The organism is Cellulosimicrobium funkei, assembly GCF_900155925.1.
Taxonomy (GTDB): Bacteria; Actinomycetota; Actinomycetes; order Actinomycetales; family Cellulomonadaceae; genus Cellulosimicrobium; species Cellulosimicrobium funkei.
In genome coordinates this window covers 426,334-443,058 of record NZ_FTMI01000002.1, presented here as the reverse complement: position 1 = coordinate 443,058, position 16,725 = coordinate 426,334, and the positions used below count along the sequence as shown (strand labels likewise).

The following is a 16,725-nucleotide window of genomic DNA, read 5'->3' as shown; positions in this document are numbered from 1 at the left end:
CGGGCGAGCGACGGGCGGAGGCGACGTGACGCAGGACGACGACCGGACCGCGGGTGCGGGTGGCCGGTCCGTGCGGCTCGCCGACATCGCGGCGCGCGCGGGGGTGTCCATCAAGACGGTGTCGCGCGTCGTCAACGACGAGCCGCACGTCGCGGCCGCGACACGGCGTCTCGTGGAGGACGCGATCGCCGAGCTCGGGCTGGAGGGCGAGTCGCGCCCGCGCGGCCGCAAGCGGCGCACGGGCGTGGTCGGGCTGGTCTTCCCGGACGTGCGCAACGACTACTTCGCGGCCGTCAGCCGCGCGCTCCAGGAGCGGCTCGCCAACGTGAGCCCCACGCTGCTGTCGGCGGACTCGGACGACGACCTGCACACCGAGGAGGCGATCCTCACCGCGTTCCGTCGGCTCGACGTCGACGGCATGGTCATCTTCCCGACCGGCGCCCCGGGCCTCGTGGAGTTCGCGCAGTCGGTGCCGACCGTCGTCGTCGACCGCACGGTGCCGTCCGTGCGCGGCCTCGTCGACCACGTGCTGCCGGACGCGCGGCACGCGGCCGAGCAGCTCACGCTGCACATGATCGAGCAGCACCGCGTGCAGCGCGTGTGCCTGGTCGCGGGCGACCTCGCGGTCTCGACGCTGCGCAACCGGCACACCGCGTTCCAGCGCGTCGTCAGCCGGACGGGGACGGAGAACCACGTCCTCGCCGGCCTCACGACGTCGGAGGAGGCGGCGACCGCGGCGTACTCGCTCTTCCGGACGCTCGAGCCGCCGTTCGGCGTGCTGGCGACCAACAGCCTCATGTTCTGGGGCGTGCTCACCGCGGCGCAGCGCCTCGGCCTCAAGGTGCCGTCCGACGTCGTGCTGACGACGTTCGACAACGTGCCCGGCGTCGGGACGACGGGCCTCGTGCCCACGAACGCCGTCGCGCCGGCGGCGACGCTCGCCGCCCGGACGGTCCAGCTCCTCACGGAGCGCATGAACAACCCGTCGCTGCCGCCGCGCCTGCTCGACATGGACTACGACATCGCCTACGGCACGACCTGCGGGTGCGTGCCGATCGACCCGGCGCGCAACGTCCTCGGCTAGGTGGTCCGGCCGGGCGGTGCGCCCGACCGGACCGGGTCGCTGCGCGCCGGGCCCGGTCACAGCGTGTGCGTGATGCCCAGCGACGCGTAGTCGAGGACGATCGGGTCGTCCGTCACGGCGCGCGCCGCGGAGAGCACCTTCGCCGCACTCTCGACCGCGACGCTCGTCTTGAACGCGTCGCGCAGGTTCGGCCCGACCGTGAGCAGGCCGTGGTTGGCCCAGACGACGGCGTTGCGGTCCTCGAGGTACCGCGCCATGTCCCGGCCGAACTCGGTCGAGTTGCTCAGCGCGAACGGCATGACCGGCACGTCGCCCTTGGTGTAGATCACCATGTTGACGAGCGCGCCGCGGATCGGCTCGCCCAGCACGCCGAACACGTTCGCGTACGTGGGCTCGGTGTGGACGATCGCCTGGACGTCGGGGCGCGCGGCGTAGACGGCGAGGTGCACCGTCACCTCCGACGACGGCTGGAGCCGCCCCTCGACGACGTTCGCGTCCTCGTCCACGACCACGAGGTCGTCCGGCGTCATGCGGTCGTACTCGAGGTCGGTCGGGGTGATGAGGAACGTCGACGTGCCCGGGATGCGGAGGCTGATGTTGCCCTGCGTGTTGAAGTTGAGCCCGAGCTTCACGGACTCCAGGCAGTACGCGAGGACGTCCTCGCGCGCGGCCTGCAGGTCGAACGTGTCCAGCGTGGTCATGCGATCTCCTTGAGTGCGGTGCCGTCGACGGTCTCGACGGCGAGGGACGTGCTGACGGGGGTGAGGAGCTGGTGCAGCGAGTCGAACGTCGCGCGCTGCCGCGCGTACCACGCGGCGTGCCGCGGGTCGGGGCTCGCCTCGTGCACGACGGCGGGCGCGGGCAGGTCGAGGACGCTCGCGAAGGTGCCGGCACCGAGCGCGGCGAGGAGCGCGGCGCCGCGCCCCGCCGCCTCGCGCACGACGGCGCGCAGCGGGACCCCGGCCGCGTCGGACCGGGCCTGGAGGGCGCCGAGGTTGGCCGAGCCGCCGCCGACGGCGTGCACGTCCACCGGCTCCACCCCGCGCTCCGCGAGCGCCGCCCGGATCTTCGCGAGCTCGAACCCCGAGGCCTCGACGAACGCGCGCGCGATCTGCGCCGTCGTCGTCTCGAGCGTCAGGCCGAGGAGCGCGCCCCGCGCGGCGGGGTCGTTGTCGAGCGTGCCCGACCCGGCGAGGTAGGGCGCGACCAGGAGCGGGGGCGGGTCGACGGCGCCGACCTCGTAGAGCGACGCCCACGGGTCGATCCGGTCGTGGTGGACGATCGACGAGAACCAGTCGAGCGCGAAGCCGCCCGCCGCCGTGCCCGCGAGGGTGACCCACAGGTCCGCCCCCACGGGGTAGGTCGCGAGCCCGGTCCCGCCGAGCCGCTCCGGCCGGGCGCGCGTGCCCACGGTGAGGCAGTCGCTCGACCCGAACGAGAACACGGCGCGCAGGCCGGGGCGTCCGCCCCCGCCGAGGAAGGCCGCGGCCTGGTCGTGCACGCCCGCGACGACGGGCGTCCCGGCGCGCAGCCCCGTCCGGGCGGCGGCGTCCGCGGAGACCACGCCGATCACGTCGCCCGCGGCGACCACCGGGGACAGGAGCGCGCCGGGCACGTCGAGCGCGTCGAGCACCGCGTCGGACCACGCGCGGGTCCGGACGTCGAACGCTCCCGTGCGGGACGCCATCGTCAGGTCCACGGCCGGCGCCGCGCCGAGCCGCGTCGCGACGAAGTCGTCCAGGGTGCGCACCGCGGCGGGCAGCGCGCCGTCGGGCAGGAGCCCGCGCACCTTGTGCACGGAGAACATCGGGTGCAGCGGCTGCCCCGTGATCTCCTGGACGGCGTCGCCGCCGAGCAGCTCGCGGAGCCGGTCCGCCGAGCCCGCGCCCCGGCCGTCCATGCTCAGCGGGGCGGGGCCGAGCGCGCGGCCCGCGCGGTCGACGGGCACGACGGCCTCGCCGAGCGTCGAGAAGGACAGGGCCTCCACCGGGTCCGCCGCCACCGCGGGCTCGGCGACGACGTCGCGCACGAGCGCCTCGACGCCGTCGAGCACGGCCTCCGCGTCGACGTGCGCGCGCCCCGGCGCGGGGCGCACGACCGTCGTGCGGCGCGAGCGCGCGACGAGCTCGTTGCCCCCCTCGTCGTACACGCCGACGCGCGTCCCCGTGGTCCCGAGGTCGATGCCGAGGTAGCTCACTTGACCGACCCCGCGAGACCGTTCACCAGGTACCGCTGGATGAACAGGTAGACGACGACGATGGGCACGGAGATGAGCACGAGCACCGCGAACAGCGCGCCGGGCTGGCTCAGGTAGATCCCGCGGTACGCGAGGGGGACGAGCGTCAGGGGCTTGAGGTCGTTGTCGCTGATCGCGACGAGCGGCAGGAGGAAGTCGTTCCACGTCATCATGAGCTGCCAGATCACGACGACCGCCGCGGCCGCCTTGCCGAGCGGGAAGTAGATGCGCCAGAAGATCGTCCACGCGGACGCCCCGTCGACGAGCGCGGCCTCGTACGTCTCGTCGGGGATCGCGAGGTACGTGGTGCGGATCATGATCACGGCGAACGGCAGGCCGAGCGCCGTGTAGGCGAGGACGAGCCCCAGCAGCGAGTCGTAGAGGCCGATCGCCTGGAGGATCTTGAAGACCGCCACGACGATGCTCGCCATGGGCAGCACGAGCGCGAGCAGCAGCCCGACGAACACGACGCCCCGGAACGGCACGCGCAGGCGGGCGAGGGCGAACGCCGTCATGGAGCCGAGGAGGACGACGAGGAGGATCGACGGGACCGACACGAGCAGGCTGTTGAGCAGGTGCTGCAGGATCGGGTTGGTCTCGAAGATCGTCACGTAGTTGCGCAGCGTCGGCTCCTCGGGGAGCAGGCCGAGCGCCGTCGTCGAGGGGTTCGACGTGGGCAGCAGCGAGATGCCGACCACCATCACCACGGGCACCATCCACAGCGCCGCGAGCGGTCCGAGCACCCAGTGCGACCACCGCGGCGGGGCCTCGACGTCCTTGCTGCGGCCGTGGCCGCGTCGCCGGGGGACGGGGGCGGCGGGCGGTGTGGTGGTGCCGTCGGCCGCGCGCCGCGCGCGGTCGGTGCCGGAGCTGAGCGCCGTCATGACTTCTCCCCCGTGATGAACCCGGCCCCGAACGTGCGCAGCATCGCGACGGACGAGCCGATCGCGAGGACGAGCAGGACGACGGAGATCGTCGCGCCGTAGCCGAACGACTGGAGCTGGAAGGCTTCCTTGAACATGTACGTGGGCATGAGCTCCGACGCGTGGTTGGGCCCGCCCTCGGTGAGGACCCACACGAGCTCGAAGGTCTTGAGCGAGCCGATGATCCCGAGCAGGACGAGCGAGAGGTGGGTCGGCTTGAGGAGCGGCAGGACGATGCGCCGCACGAGCGCCCACCCGCTCGCCCCGTCGATGCGCGCCGCCTCGAGGACGGAGTGGTCGAGGAGCTGGAGGCCGGCGAGGTAGAACAGCATCGAGAAGCCCGACCACATCCACACGTTGACGACGATCACCGTGACGATCGCCGTCGACGGGTCGGACAGGTAGGGGCGCGTGAGGACCTCGAGACCGGTCGCCCGCCCGAGCTGCGCGAGCACGCCGTTGAACGGGTCGAGCAGGCGCTGCCAGACGATGCCCACGACGACGGGCGACAGGACGGCCGGCAGGAAGAAGATCGCGCGGTACACCGTGCGTCCCCGCAGCCGGGTGTTGAGCAGCCAGGCGAGCGTGAAGCCGATGACCGCCTGCGGGACGATCGTCAGGAGGATCCACAGCAGCGAGTTGCGCAGCGTGATGTGGAAGACCGGGTCCTGGGCGAGGTCCGCGTAGTTCTGGACGCCGACCGGCGTCCCGGCGTTGACGCCGTCCCAGTCGAGCGTGCTCGCCTGGACGTTGAACACGATCGGGTACACGACGAACACCGCGAAGAGCAGGAGCGCGGGCGCGATGAAGCCGAGCGCGACGAGCTGCTGGCGGCGACGCGTGCCGCGTCCCGTCGACGTCGTCGCGCGCGGCCCGGCGACCCGCGGCGTCGCCGCCGCGGGTCGCCCGGAGACGAGGGCTGCCATCGTCAGCCCAGCCCGTCCTGGACCGCCTGGACCTTCGCCGCGGCCTCCTCGGGGGTCGACTGCCCGGCGGCGACCGCGGACAGCGCGTCCGCGACGGCCGTGTCGATGTCCGGCGACTCGAAGTAGCGCGAGTACTGCACCTCGGGCATCCAGTCCTCGGTGAACGTCGTCCACATCTCGCGCTGCTTGTCGCTCGTGAACTCCTCGGGGTCGAGGCCCTGCACGGCGGGCAGGTCGTTGAACGTGTTGATGAGCACCTGGGCGCCGTCCCCGGCGATCCAGTCGGTGAGGACCTGGCACGCCAGCTCGGGGTTCTTCGCGTCCTTCGAGATGCCGAGCGCGACGTCGATGCCGCCGACGAGCTGCGGCTCGGGCGCGCCTCCCGGGATCGTCGGGAACAGGAACGGCTCGTAGCCCTCCATGCCCTGCGAGAGCGGCGGGATGTCGGCGCGCGAGGGGTCGGACTGCTGGATCCACCAGGCCCCGAGCGGGATCATCGCGGCGTTGCCCGCCTCGAACTGGTTGACGCCGTTCGGGTAGGCGTCCAGCGCGAGGGCGCCCTGCTGGGCGATCCCGTCGGTGAAGAGCTTCTGCCAGTACGTGAACGCCTCGACGATCCCGGGGTCGGTCCACGACGCCTCGCCCGACTCCGCCTGCTGGACGAGGCCCGGCTCGACGTTGTTGGCGATCTGGAGGAAGACGACGTTGCGCAGCCACGAGTCCTTGGCGGGCAGCAGGAACGGCGCGGCCGAGCCGCCGCCGAGCGCGTCGACGGCGCTCTCGAGCTCGGCCCACGTGGCCGGGGGCTCGACGCCCGCCTCGTCGAGGAGGTCGGAGTTGGCCCAGAGGTTCACGGTCTGCACGAGGAGCGGCAGCGCGTAGTAGCTGTCGTCCCCCTCGGGGTTGCCCATCCGCGCCTGCTCGAGGCCGATCGGGAAGAACTTCGACTCCCAGTCGTCACCCCACGTGTCGGCCGCGCACTCCTCGAGCGGCATGAGGTTCTCCCGGTACTGCTGGGTCAGCGCGCCGGGCTGCAGGCCGACGATGTCGGGCATGGTGCCCGAGCTCGCGCGGGTCTGCAGGTCCACGACGTACTCGGGGTAGTTGAAGATCGTCGAGTCGATCGTGACGTCGGGGTTCGCGGTGGTGAACGCGTCGATCATCTGGCGCGTGGTCTGCTCGATCGGGCTCCAGGAGCGGAACGTCACCGTCGTCCCGCCCTCGCCCCCCTGGCCCGACTGCTCGGGGTCGGCGCTGCCGGCGCACGCCGCGAGCGACGTGACGATCGTGAGCGCGACGCCGGCCTGGATGCCGCGCCGCGCAGTTCGGGGAAGCTTCATCGCGTCCGTCCTCTCTCCGTCGTTGGATGCGAGGGCCTCATCGAACGTCTCCCCGCGGGGGCCGTCAACGGGTCGCGCCGGGGTGCGGTGGCCCGCGGCGCGCCGTGTCGTCCGTGTCCTGTCCGGTCGCCGCGACCCGGTCCGGCGGACGCCGACAGCGCGCCACGGCGTCGAGCCGACAGCGGGATGTCCGTTGTCCGACACGGGTACCGGGCCCGGCCCCGCGGTCCCGCGGCTGGGGGCCGCGCCGCGGACCGGTGGCCCCGCGCTGACAACGGGCCCCGGGTCGGTTGTCCGGGACGCGGGCGCGCCGCCGAGCCGCTCCGCGCCGCTCGGCCAGGCCCGAGGTCACAGTTCCGTGACGCCCAGATTCGTCTCACCTGTTGAGACGGCCAAGGGCAACATCGCAGGTCGCGGGACCCGTTGTGTCTGTAATCGATTTCTGCCATGCTGGTCGGCATGCCCTCCCCCACGACCCCCGGCCTCGTCGGCGTCGACGTCGGGACGTCGAGCACCAAGGGCGTGCTCGTCGGTCCGGACGGCGCGATCCTGCGCTCGACCACGCGCGCGCACGTCGTCGACCGGCCGCAGCCCGGCCACGTCGAGATGGACGCCCAGGTCTGGTGGGACGAGCTCGTCGACGTCGTCACCGAGCTCACGGCCGACCTCGCCCCCGGTGCCGTCCGCGGCCCCGACGTCCCGGCCGACCTCGAGGTCGCCGCCGTCGGGCTCTCCGGCATGGGCCCGTGCGTGCTGCTGGCCGACGAGCAGGGGACCCCGGTCCGCCCGGCGATCCTCTACGGCGTCGACACCCGGGCGACGGAGCAGATCGCCGAGCTCGACGAGGCCCTCGGGCGCGCGACGGTCCTCGACCGGTGCGGCTCGGCGCTGTCGTCGCAGGCCGCCGGGCCCAAGATCGCCTGGGTGCGGAGGCACGAGCCCGGGGCCTGGGCGCGCGCCCGCCGCCTGTTCATGCCGGCGTCGTACCTCGCCTTCCGCCTCACCGGCGCGTACGTGCTCGACCACCACTCGGCGTCGCAGTCGACGCCCCTGTACGACCCGCGGGACCACGACTGGATCGGCGAGTGGGCCGCGCTCGTCGCGCCCGGCCTCGAGCTGCCCGCTCTGCGGTGGCCCGGCGAGGCGGCGGGGGTCACCCGCGAGCGCCTCGCCGGGGTGGCCGCCGGCACGCCCGTCGTCACCGGCACCATCGACGCCTGGTCGGAGGCCGTGAGCGTCGACGCGACGCACGTCGGCGACCTCATGCTCATGTACGGCACGACGATGTTCCTCGTCGCCACGGTCGCCGAGCCGCTGCGCAGCGAGACGATGTGGGGCACCGTCGGCGCCTACCCCGGGACCCACAGCCTCGCCGGCGGCATGGCGACGTCGGGCGCCGTCACGTCGTGGCTGAAGGACCTGACCGGCGCGGACTACCCCGAGCTGCTCGCCGAGGCCGCGGCCAGCGGGCCCGGCGCCCGCGGGCTCCTCCTGCTCCCCTACCTCGCGGGCGAGCGCACCCCCGTCCAGGACCCCGACGCACGCGGCGTCGTCGCCGGCCTCACGCTCTCGCACACGCGCGGCGACCTCTACCGCGCGGCGCTCGAGGCGACCGCGTTCGGCGTGCGGCACAACGTCGAGACCCTGCGCGCGGCGGGCGCCGACGTCTCCCGCGTGGTCGCCGTGGGCGGCGGCACCCAGGGCGACCTCTGGACGCAGGTCGTCTCCGACGTGACCGGGCTGCCCCAGGTCGTCCCCACGAGCACCATCGGCGCGAGCTACGGCGCCGCGATGCTCGCCGCCGGGCTCGTGCACGAGCAGGGGCACCTCCTGGACGTCGCGGCGTGGAACCCGCCCGCGCGGTTCGTGCGACCGGACCCCGCGGTGCGCGGCGTCTACGACGAGCTCTACGGCCTGTACCGCGACCTCTACCCGGCGACGCGCGACGTCGTGCACGCGCTCGCCCGCCGGGCCGCGCCCCCCGCCCCCGACCGCACCGCCCTCGAAGGAGCACCCGCATGACCAGCAGCACCTACGCCGTCCCCACGCTCGCGCCGGAGCCCCAGGCCCCCGAGCGCACGGTCTACCTCGTCGCGTCGGGCGACCTGCGCGAGTCCGCGAACGTCGCGGGCTGGCCCACGCAGGTGGAGCTCGAGCGCGTCCTCACCGACGCGTTCGCCGCGAACGGCTGGAAGGTCGTGCGGGCCAACGACGTGGACCCCGAGACCGGGCACGGGTTCATCAGCTCCCAGCGCATGGGGCTCGAGGTGTTCGCGACGATCCCGCCCGACGCGCCGCTCGTCGTCGCGGAGGCGGTGTGGCAGTACAGCCACCACGTGCTGGCCGGGCTGCGCACGCACCGCGGCCCGGTGCTCACCGCCGCCAACTTCGCGGGCGACTGGCCGGGGCTCGTCGGGCTGCTCGGCCTCAACGCGGGCCTGACGAAGATGGGCCGCCCCTACTCGACCGTGTGGACGGTCGACGGGAGCGACGCCTGGTTCCAGGACGCGATCCGGTCGTGGGTCACGACCGGCACGATCGAGCACGACGACTCGCACGTCCACGCGCTCCCGGAGCTCCCGGACAGCGCCGAGAAGCAGCTCGGCGAGGCGCTCGCCGCCCAGCTCCTGCGCGAGAAGGCGATCATCGGCGTCTTCGACGAGGGCTGCATGGGCATGTACAACGCGATCTTCGACGACGAGCTGCTCAACGGCCTGGGCATCTACAAGGAGCGGCTGTCGCAGTCGGCGCTCTGGGCCGAGATGCAGCGGGTCGGCGACGACGAGGCGGACGCGGTCCAGCGCTGGCTCGAGGACGCGGGCATGACGTTCCGGCTCGGCACCGACGAGGCGACGGAGCTCACCCCCGCCCAGCTGCGCTGGCAGCACAAGATGTACATCGCCGCGCTGCGGATCGCCGACGACTTCGGGCTCGACGCCGTCGGCATCCAGTACCAGCAGGGGCTCAAGGACATCTGCCCGGCGTCGGACCTCGCGGAGGGCCTGCTCAACAACGTCCAGCGGCCGCCGGTCCGCTCGCGCGACGGCCGTCGGGTGCTGTGGGACGGCCAGGCGTTCCCGCACTTCAACGAGGCGGACGAGGGCGTCGCCGTCGACGCGCTCGTGACGAACCGGGTGTGGACCGCGATGGGCCTCGACCCGGCGACGACCCTGCACGACGTGCGCTGGGGCGAGGAGCACGACGGCCGCTTCGTGTGGGTCTTCGAGATCTCGGGCTCCGTGCCCGCCTCGCACCTGGAGGGCGGGTACGCGGGTGCCGAGGGCTGGCGCCAGGACCCGGTGTTCTTCCCGGCCGGCGGGTCGACGATCAACGGCGTGTCCAAGGCGGGCGAGATCGTCTGGTCGCGCGTCTACATCGCCGACGGCGTGCTGCAGGTCGACCTCGGCAGGGCCTCGGCCGTCTCCCTGCCCGCGGAGGAGACCCGACGCCGCAAGGAGGCGACGAACCCCGAGTGGCCGATCATGCACGCCGTGCTGCACGGCGTGAGCCGCGACCAGTTCATGGCCCGCCACAAGGCGAACCACCTCAACGTCGCGTACGCGCCCGACGCCGCGACGGCCGACCGCGCGCTCGAGGCGAAGGCGGCGTTCTTCGCCGCGCTCGGCATGCCCGTCCACCTGTGCGGGGACACGGCGCTCACGCGCTGACCCCCGCTCCCGCGACCCCGGGCGGGTCGCTCCGCCGCGCTCGTCCCCCGGCCGCGGCGGGGCGGCCCGTCCGGTCTCTTGCCTGGTCTCTTGCCCGGTCCCGTGCCGTCAGCGGGCCGGCCTCGGGGCACGGGCGGGCCGCCGGCGCGCGAGCCCGCCCACGACGAGGGCCACGAGCACGGCGCCCAGGAGCGCGCCGGCCGTGTTGAGGACGACGTCCTGGACCGTCGGGACGCGGCCGGGCAGGAGGTTCTGGGTGAGCTCGATCGCGACCGAGAGGGCGCAGCCCGCGAGCGTCACGAGCCCGACGGCGCGCCACGCCCCCGGGACGGCACGGCCCCGACGGGCCGCCGCGCCCCGCAGGAGGGGCACGCCGAGCACGCCGAACGGCCCGAACATCACGACGTTGGCGAGAGCCTCGAGCACCGGCAGCGTGATCGGGATCCCGAGGCCCTGGAGGAAGCCGAGCGTGGACGTCGCCCAGCCGGGCGCGTCGGTGGACTGCGGCGACGGCCAGAGCGTCACGACCAGGACGGCGGCGAGATAGACGGCGAACGTCCAGGTCAGCAGGCGCATCCCGTCAGCGTACGGGCGCGCGTCCCGGGCGCGCCGGGCCCCGCGGCGCGGCCACGGAGCCTCCACCGTTCCCCCTCCTCGCCGCGCGTGGGACGGCGAGGGTCGGTTCACTGGGCGCCATGGTCACCGTCGGCTTCCACGCCTCCCACGAGCAGATCCCGCCCGGCCCCCTCCTCGCTGCGGCCCGCCGCGCCGAGCAGGTCGGCTTCGACGCCGCCATGTGCTCCGACCACCTGGCCCCCTGGAGCGAGCGCCAGGGCGAGTCCGGGTTCGCGTGGTCGTGGCTCGGCGCCGCGCTCGCGACGACCGCGCTGCCGTTCGGCGTCGTCACCGCCCCCGGCCAGCGCTACCACCCGGCGATCGTCGCGCAGGCGATCGGGACGCTCGGCGCGATGTTCCCGGGCCGCTTCTGGGCCGCGCTCGGCTCGGGCGAGGCGATGAACGAGCACGTCACGGGCGACCGCTGGCCCACGAAGGCCGAGCGCGACGCCCGCCTGCGCGAGTGCGTCGACGTCATCCGGGCCCTCCTCGCGGGCGAGGAGGTCACGCACCACGGGCACGTCACGGTGGACCGGGCGCGCGTGTGGTCGCTGCCCGACGTCGCGCCGCGGCTCGTCGGGCCGGCCGTCACCCCCGCCACGGCGCGCCGCCACGCCGACTGGGCCGACGGCCTCGTCACCGTGAACCAGCCCGTCGAGTCGCTGCGCCAGGTCGTCGGCGAGTACCGCGACGCGGGGGGCCGCGGGCCGCTCGCGCTCCAGGTCCACGTCGCGTGGGGCACGGACGACGAGGCCGCGTTCGCCGTCGCGCACGACCAGTGGCGCTCGAACCTCCTGCCGCCGAGCGTCAACTGGCACCTCGAGACCCCGGAGCAGTACGACGCGGTGGCGGAGCTCGTGCGCCCGGAGGAGGTGCGCGGCACGGTGCTCGTCGAGCACGACCCCCGGCGCCTGGCGGACCGCGTCGCCGAGCTGGTCGCGTGCGGGTTCGACGAGGTGTACCTGCACCACGTGGGGCAGCAGCAGGACGCGTTCCTCGACGCGGCGGGCGAGGCCCTCCTGCCCCGGCTGCGCGAGGCGTGCGCCGCCTCCACCGACGGGGGTGCGGCGTGAGGATCCGTGACACCGGGGACCTGTGGTGGAAGAACGCGGTCGTCTACTGCCTCGACGTCGAGACCTTCATGGACTGGGACGACGACGGGATCGGCGACTTCCCCGGCCTGGTCCAGCGGATCGACCACCTGGCCGACCTCGGGGTGACGTGCCTGTGGCTCATGCCGTTCTACCCGACGGCCGACCGCGACGACGGCTACGACATCACCGACTTCCTCGGCGTCGACCCGCGCCTGGGCGACCTGGGCGACGTCGTCGAGCTCGTGCGGACCGCGCGCGACCGGGGCATCCGCGTGATCGTCGACCTCGTCGTCAACCACACGTCCGACCGCCACCCGTGGTTCCGCTCGGCGCGGCGGTCGACGTCGTCCCCGTTCCGGGACTACTACGTGTGGCGGTCCGACGAGCCGCCGTCGACCAAGGACCAGGTCGTGTTCCCCGACCAGGAGGAGGGCATCTGGACCCTCGACGAGGCGTCGGGCGAGTGGTACCGGCACCGGTTCTACCGGCACCAGCCCGACCTCAACACCGCGAACCCGCAGGTGCGGGACGCGATCGCGAAGACGATCGGCTTCTGGCTGGAGCTCGGCATCTCCGGCTTCCGGGTCGACGCCGTCCCCTACGCGCTGACCGACGCGGCCGCGAACCCGGGCGACGAGATCGACGACCCCCACGACCTGCTGCGCGTGCTGCGCGCGTTCGTCGGGCGGCGGTCGGGCGACGCGATCCTCATGGGCGAGGTCAACCTGCCGTACGAGGAGCAGGCGCGCTACTTCGGGGACGGCGACCCCACCGACGGCGACCCGGGCGGGGTGACGAGCAACGAGCTGACGCTCCAGTTCGACTTCAACGCGATGCAGGCGCTGTACCTGGCGCTCGCGAGGCACGACGCGACCCCGCTCGCCGGGTCGCTCGCCGCGCGTCCGCCCATCCCCCGCGACACCCAGTGGGCGACGTTCGTGCGCAACCACGACGAGCTCACGCTCGACAAGCTCACGGACGACGAGCGCGCCGAGGTCTTCGCCGCGTTCGGGCCCGAGGAGGACATGCAGCTCTACGGGCGAGGGCTGCGACGGCGGCTGCCCCCGATGCTGGGCGGCGACCCGCGCCGGCTGCGGATGGTGTACTCGCTGCTCTTCTCGCTGCCGGGCACGCCCGTGCTGTTCTACGGCGAGGAGATCGGCATGGGCGAGAACCTGGACGTGCCGGGGCGCCTCGCCGTGCGGACGCCCATGCAGTGGACGTCGGGGCCGAACGGCGGGTTCTCCCGCGCCCCCGCGCGCCGGCTCGCGGCGCCGCTGCCGGGCGACGGGTACGCGCCCGAGCACGTCAACGTCGCCGACCAGCGCCGCGACCCGGAGTCGCTGCTCACGTTCGTGCGGATGCTCGCGCACCGCTACCGCGAGTGCCCCGAGCTGGGCTGGGGCGACGCGCAGGTGCTCGACTCGCCCGAGCCGTCCGTGCTGGCGCTGCGCACCACCTGGCAGGACGCCTCGATGGTGACGCTGCACAACCTGTCGCCGGACCCGGTCGTCGTGCGGGTGCCCCTGGGCGACCTGCCGGAGGACGCGCGGCTCGTCGACGTCCTCGACGCGGACGACGTCGAGCCCGCGCCCGACGGGACCGCCGAGGTGCGGCTCGACGGCTACGGGTTCCGCTGGCTGCGCGTCACACCGGCCGGGTCGCGCCGGCTCCTCTGAGCCGGCGCGGCCGGGGCGTGCGCGGGGTCGGTCGGCCGGGTCCCGACCGGTCAACTAGGGCGTGAGCCCGGGGCGTGAGCCCGGGGCGTCAGCCGTGCGTCGGCTCGTCGGGGCCGACGGGCCGGCCCGGCGACGACGGCCGGTCGGGGACGTCGGGCGACGGGTCGGCCGGCCCGCCGGGGACCGGGTCGGCGTGGCTCGGGTCGTGCGGCGGCGTGGACGGGTCCGGGGGCGGCCCCGGGGACTTCGGCGGCTCCACCGTCGGCTCCGCCGGGGAGCCCGGGCCCGTACCGGGCTGGTCGGGGTTCGTGGTCATGGCTGCACCTCCGTGCTTCACGCGCTGCGCGCGGTCCACGGGACGCGCACCGCGTCCCTCCTCGACGCTAGGCGCGCCCCGGCCCGCTCGCGCGCGGCCGGGCCGCCCCGCCGACCTACGCTGGGCACGTGACCTCGTTCGCCTCGGACAACTACTCCCCCGCCCACCCCGACGTCCTCGCCGCGCTCGCCGCCGCGAGCGCCGGGCACGAGATCTCGTACGGCGAGGACCCGTGGACCGCGCGCCTCCAGGACGCCGTGCGCGCGCGGTTCGGGCCCGACGCCACCGCGTACCCGGTGCTCACCGGCACGGGCGCGAACGTCGTCGCACTCATGGCGACGCTCCCCCGCTGGGGCGCCGTCGTGGCGTCCGAGCACGCGCACCTCAACACGGACGAGAACGGCGCCCCCGAGCGGGTGGGCGGCGTCAAGGTGCTCACGGTCCCGGCGCCCGACGGGAAGCTCACGCCCGACGCCGTCGAGCGCTTCGCGGGCGACCTCGGCGACCCGCACCGCGCGCAGCCGCTCGTCGTGTCGCTCACGCAGTCCACCGAGCTCGGCACCCTCTACACGGCCGACGAGATCCGGGCGGTGGCCGACGCCGCGCACGCCCGCGGCATGCGGGTGCACCTCGACGGGTCGCGCCTCGCGAACGCCGCCGCGGCGCTCGGCGTCCCGCTGCGCGACCTGACGACCGACGCGGGCGTGGACGTGCTGTCGTTCGGCGGCACCAAGAACGGGCTCGCGCTCGGCGAGGCGGTCGTCGTGCTCGACCCGTCCGCGGTCGACGGCGTCGAGTTCGTGCGCAAGTCGACGATGCAGCTCGCGTCCAAGATGCGCTACGTGTCCGCGCAGCTCCTCGCGCTCTTCGAGCCGGTCGGCGACGTCGTCGCCGAGGTGGACGAGGGCGCCGACGCCGACGAGCTCTGGCTCCGCAACGCCCGCCACGCGAACGCGATGGCCGCGCGGCTGCGCGCGGGGCTCGCGGACGTCGTCGTGCCGGCCGCCGTCGGGCCCGACGACGCCGCCCCGGGCCCGGCGGCTGGTCTCGCCTTCACCCAGCCCACGCTCGTCAACGCGGTCTTCGCGACGCTCCCGCGCACGGCGGTCGCGCGCCTGCGCGAACGGCACCGGTTCTACGACTGGGGGCCGGGCGAGACGCCCGACCGCGTCGAGGTGCGGTGGATGTGCGCGTGGGACACGACCCCGGGGGACGTGGACGGGTTCGTCGCGGACGTGCGGGCCGCCCTCGCGGTCGCGTCGTGAGCGGGCGAGGATGACGCCATGAGCGACCAGAGCCTGCCCCTGCCGACCGCCGACGACCTCGTGCACCTGCGCCGCTGCGTCGAGCTGGCGCGCGAGGCGCTCGACGACGGCGACGAACCGTTCGGCTCCCTCCTCGTCGACCGCGACGGGGTCGTCCGGCTCGAGGACCGCAACCGCGTCAAGGACGGCGACGCGACCCGGCACCCCGAGCTCGAGATCGCCCGCTGGGCCGCCGCGCACCTGACGCCCGAGGAGCGGCGCGACGCGACCGTCTACACGTCCGGCGAGCACTGCGCGATGTGCAGCGCGGCGCACGCGTGGGTCGGCCTCGGCCCGGTCGTCTACGCCGCGAGCACGACGCAGCTCGTCGGGTGGCTGGAGGAGTGGGGCGTCGCGCCGGGACCGGTGCGCCCGCTCGCGATCGGCGACGTCGCGCCCGGCGTCGCCGTGCGTGGCCCCGCGTACGAGCTCGAGGTGGAGGTCCGCGCGCTGCACGCGCGTCTGCACGGCGTCTCCTGACCGGGGCCCGCTCGCCCGTCGTCGTGCACCCGGACCGCGCGCCCGCGGGACGACGTTCTCAGGCGTCGAGCGCGTCCGCGACGGTGCGCGCGACCTCCGGGACGGCGAGGTAGCCGGCGGGCCGGGCGCCGTCGAGCACGACGGCCGCCGCGTGGTGGCCCGGCGCGGCGTTCGCGACGACGAGCTCCTCGATCCCCGGCGACGCCGGGTCGAGCGGGAACGCCGCCGGCCCGAGGCCGTGCAGCGCGAGCGCGTCCCGGGGGTCGCGCGCCGCGACCCACCGCCGCACGGGGGCCGGCACGCGTAGCGGGGCGCGCGCGGCCAGGACGTCCCGGATCGCGCGGACGGCGAGCGGGGACCCGAGCGTGAGCAGGAGGGGCACGTCCCAGCGCGCGGCGTCGGGGTGCTCGCGCAGCACGGCGTAGGCGACGACCGACCCGAGCGAGTGCGCGACGACGACGACAGACCCGTCCGTGGGGATCGCGGCGGCGAGCGCGTCGTCGATCGTCGTGCGGACGGCGTCGTCGTGCAGGTACGCCCAGACGTCGCGCGCGAGCAGCGCGACGACGGCGCCGCTCAGGCCCGGCACGGACCGGTCGAGCGCGGACAGCAGCAGGTTGAGCCACGCGCCGACGTCTCCCTCCACGCCACCGGGCCCGGAACCCTCCGGGCGCACCGGCACCGTCGCGCCCGCGGCGCGCAGCACCTCCTCGGCGACGGCCGCCACGAAGGCGGCCTCCTCCGCCGCCTCGGCCGTGGACCACGCGGCGTCCCCGTCGCGCGCCGCGCCGACCGCGTGCACGGTGACCGGCGGCGGCGTCGTGGCGCCCCCGACGAGCGCGGCGAGCGTGTCGCCGTAGTAGACGAACGCCGTGTCCGCGTCGCGCACGACGACGCCGGAGCCGGCCGCAGCGAGACCCGCGTCCAGGACCTCGGTCCACGTGCGGTCGAGCTGCTCGGCGTCGAGCCCCTGGTTGTCGCGGCCGTGGACGAGCACGAGTCGGGTCACGCGCCGAACCTACCGGCTGCCGGTGCCGCCGGGAGGGTCTACCGTCGGGCC

Annotated in this window: 15 protein-coding genes; 7 read left to right on the top strand and 8 right to left on the bottom strand. The window is 74.6% G+C overall.

The features are described 5' to 3' along the window. The first annotated feature begins 25 nt into the window (after positions 1-25). A complete protein-coding gene (locus tag BXA05_RS06235) occupies positions 26-1,084 on the top strand; it encodes a LacI family DNA-binding transcriptional regulator (RefSeq protein ID WP_076404334.1) in 1,059 nt (352 codons plus the stop codon). Positions 1,085-1,140: 56 nt separating this feature from the next. Here BXA05_RS06235 and BXA05_RS06230 read toward each other — a convergent pair whose 3' ends face one another. The 5 genes from BXA05_RS06230 to BXA05_RS06210 are packed head-to-tail and all read right to left on the bottom strand — an operon-like array spanning position 1,141 to position 6,509. Beyond that, positions 1,141-1,785 carry a class II aldolase/adducin family protein gene (locus BXA05_RS06230; protein ID WP_021483183.1) on the bottom strand — a complete coding sequence of 215 codons (645 nt, stop codon included), beginning with the start codon at positions 1,783-1,785 and terminating at the stop codon, positions 1,141-1,143. Next, positions 1,782-3,281, bottom strand: coding sequence for an FGGY-family carbohydrate kinase (locus BXA05_RS06225; protein ID WP_076404333.1), 1,500 nt, complete (start codon positions 3,279-3,281; stop codon positions 1,782-1,784). Before BXA05_RS06225 ends, BXA05_RS06230 begins: the two co-directional genes overlap by 4 nt. Beyond that, positions 3,278-4,204 carry a carbohydrate ABC transporter permease gene (locus BXA05_RS06220; RefSeq protein WP_076404332.1) on the bottom strand — a complete coding sequence of 309 codons (927 nt, stop codon included), beginning with the start codon at positions 4,202-4,204 and terminating at the stop codon, positions 3,278-3,280. The genes BXA05_RS06225 and BXA05_RS06220 overlap by 4 nt, the downstream gene beginning before the upstream one ends. Continuing rightward, on the bottom strand, positions 4,201-5,169 hold the full coding sequence (locus BXA05_RS06215) for a carbohydrate ABC transporter permease (RefSeq protein WP_083711552.1): 969 nt from the start codon (positions 5,167-5,169) through the stop codon (positions 4,201-4,203). The genes BXA05_RS06220 and BXA05_RS06215 overlap by 4 nt, the downstream gene beginning before the upstream one ends. Positions 5,170-5,171: 2 nt before the next feature. Then, positions 5,172-6,509 (bottom strand): ABC transporter substrate-binding protein, encoded by a 1,338-nt coding sequence (locus tag BXA05_RS06210; protein WP_031316944.1) that lies wholly within the window; start codon positions 6,507-6,509, stop codon positions 5,172-5,174. Between the two features lie 459 nt (positions 6,510-6,968). Between BXA05_RS06210 and BXA05_RS06205 the strand changes: the two genes are divergently transcribed. Then, the gene (locus BXA05_RS06205; RefSeq protein WP_076404619.1) at positions 6,969-8,531 is read left to right on the top strand and encodes an FGGY-family carbohydrate kinase; all 1,563 of its coding nucleotides are present in this window, start codon (positions 6,969-6,971) and stop codon (positions 8,529-8,531) included. Further along, positions 8,528-10,177, top strand: a complete 1,650-nt coding sequence (locus BXA05_RS06200; protein WP_076404331.1) for a fucose isomerase — start codon at positions 8,528-8,530, stop codon at positions 10,175-10,177. The genes BXA05_RS06205 and BXA05_RS06200 overlap by 4 nt, the downstream gene beginning before the upstream one ends. A gap of 108 nt (positions 10,178-10,285) precedes the next feature. On the opposite strand, the gene BXA05_RS06195 is transcribed toward BXA05_RS06200, so the two are convergent. Beyond that, positions 10,286-10,753 (bottom strand): VanZ family protein, encoded by a 468-nt coding sequence (locus tag BXA05_RS06195; protein ID WP_076404618.1) that lies wholly within the window; start codon positions 10,751-10,753, stop codon positions 10,286-10,288. Positions 10,754-10,872: 119 nt separating this feature from the next. Here BXA05_RS06195 and BXA05_RS06190 point away from each other — a divergent pair, with 119 nt between their 5' ends. Beyond that, on the top strand, positions 10,873-11,865 hold the full coding sequence (locus BXA05_RS06190) for a TIGR03885 family FMN-dependent LLM class oxidoreductase (RefSeq protein ID WP_076404330.1): 993 nt from the start codon (positions 10,873-10,875) through the stop codon (positions 11,863-11,865). Beyond that, complete coding sequence (locus tag BXA05_RS06185) at positions 11,862-13,565, top strand: alpha-amylase family protein (RefSeq protein ID WP_076404617.1); 1,704 nt, start codon at positions 11,862-11,864, stop codon at positions 13,563-13,565. The genes BXA05_RS06190 and BXA05_RS06185 overlap by 4 nt, the downstream gene beginning before the upstream one ends. An 88-nt stretch (positions 13,566-13,653) precedes the next feature. Here BXA05_RS06185 and BXA05_RS06180 read toward each other — a convergent pair whose 3' ends face one another. Continuing rightward, positions 13,654-13,881: a hypothetical protein gene (locus BXA05_RS06180; RefSeq protein WP_051028580.1), complete on the bottom strand. Its 228-nt coding sequence runs from the start codon at positions 13,879-13,881 to the stop codon at positions 13,654-13,656. 128 nt (positions 13,882-14,009) lie between these two features. Between BXA05_RS06180 and BXA05_RS06175 the strand changes: the two genes are divergently transcribed. Further along, positions 14,010-15,146: a threonine aldolase family protein gene (locus BXA05_RS06175; RefSeq protein WP_076404329.1), complete on the top strand. Its 1,137-nt coding sequence runs from the start codon at positions 14,010-14,012 to the stop codon at positions 15,144-15,146. An 18-nt stretch (positions 15,147-15,164) separates the two neighbouring features. Beyond that, complete coding sequence (locus tag BXA05_RS06170; RefSeq protein WP_076404328.1) at positions 15,165-15,665, top strand: nucleoside deaminase; 501 nt, start codon at positions 15,165-15,167, stop codon at positions 15,663-15,665. 58 nt (positions 15,666-15,723) lie between these two features. On the opposite strand, the gene BXA05_RS06165 is transcribed toward BXA05_RS06170, so the two are convergent. Continuing rightward, a complete protein-coding gene (locus BXA05_RS06165; RefSeq protein ID WP_143311066.1) occupies positions 15,724-16,674 on the bottom strand; it encodes an alpha/beta hydrolase family protein in 951 nt (316 codons plus the stop codon). Positions 16,675-16,725 lie beyond the last annotated feature (51 nt).